General features: G+C 65.7%; 1 protein-coding gene and 1 pseudogene. Both read left to right on the forward strand.

The annotated features are described in order from the left end of the window. Positions 1-292: pseudogene (locus B1A74_RS08645) on the forward strand (IS3 family transposase); the annotation flags it as partial. Then, entirely contained in the window at positions 289-1,335 is a 1,047-nt protein-coding gene (locus B1A74_RS08650) for an IS3 family transposase (RefSeq protein ID WP_244269200.1), read from the forward strand. The pseudogene B1A74_RS08645 and the gene B1A74_RS08650, both read left to right, overlap by 4 nt. Positions 1,336-1,380: the final 45 nt, after the last annotated feature.

Raw genomic sequence — 1,380 nt, forward strand, 5'->3', positions numbered from 1 at the left:
CGTGCTCGAGACCGCGCCAATGACCGAGGCGGAGTTCAGCGCCTATTGCCGTGAGAAGGGGCTCTATCCCGAGCAGGTCGAGGCCTGGCGGGAGAGCTGCATGAACGCCAACGCCAACGCGGCCGAGCAGGACAAGCGCTCGCGCCAGGAGCGCAAGGCCGAGCAAAAGCGCGTGAAGAAGCTTGAGCGCGAGCTCCAGCGCAAGGACAAGGCCCTGGCGGAGACGGCGGCGCTGCTGACGCTGTCAAAAAAAGCCGAGGCGATCTGGGGTCGCAACGACGAGGACGACTGACCAGCCTCCCGGATCGCCAGCACACCATCGCTCTGGTCGAACAGGCCCGACGCGATGGTGCCCGGCTGGACAGGGCCTGCGCCGTAGTGGGCGTGAGTGTCCGTACCTATCAGCGCTGGAGCACGCCCGAAGGCGCGCATCCGGATGGTCGCACGGAGGCTTCACGGCCGGTGCCTCACAACAAACTCTCCGACCGGGAGCGCGCCGTGATCGTCGATCTGTGCAACGAGCCCCGCTATCGCAGTCGGCCACCGGCGTACATCGTCGCGGATCAGGCCGACCAGGGTCGCTATCTCGCTTCGGAGGCGACGTTCTACCGCGTACTGCGCGACGCCGATCAGAACCATCATCGAGGGCGCCACAAGGCCCCGGAAGGCCGGCGCCCACCGACCACTCACGTGGCCGATACGCCGAACCGGCTGTGGTCCTGGGACGTCTCGTGGCTGCCCGGGCCGGCCTGCGGCACCTGGTGGTATCTGTACCTGATCGTCGATGTGTTCAGTCGCAAGATCGTCGGTCACGAGGTCCACGCCGCCGAGACCGGGGAGCTGGCCGGTGACCTCATCCAGAAGGCCTACTGGCGCGAACACCTGGCGGCCATGGACAAGCCGTTGATCCTGCACTCGGATAACGGCAGCCCCATGAAGGCGGCGACGTTCCTGCAGAAGCTCTACGACCTCGGGATCACGCCCTCGCGCAGCCGCCCTCGGGTGAGCAACGACAACGCCTACTCCGAGTCGCTGTTCCGTACGCTCAAATACCGCCCCGGCTTCCCGTCGAAGGGCTTTGCCACTCTCGAACAGGCTCGTGAATGGATGCTCGGCTTCGTGCACTGGTACAACGAGCAGCATCGTCACAGCGCGCTGAACTACGTGACCCCCACCCAGCGCCACAACGGCGAGGCCGCTCGGATCCTGGAACGCCGCCGAGCCACATACGAGCGGGCACGAGACGCCCATCCCGAGCGTTGGTCCGGCCCCATCCGGGACTTCGGTCTGCCAGAGACGGTGACCCTCAACCCGGAGACAGCCGCCAGTTGTTAAAGAACCCTGAACTCCATCAGGCGACATCTACCTTGACAGATAGCG

It is taken from the genome of Thioalkalivibrio halophilus, from assembly GCF_001995255.1.
Lineage (GTDB): Bacteria > Pseudomonadota > Gammaproteobacteria > Ectothiorhodospirales > Ectothiorhodospiraceae > Thioalkalivibrio > Thioalkalivibrio halophilus.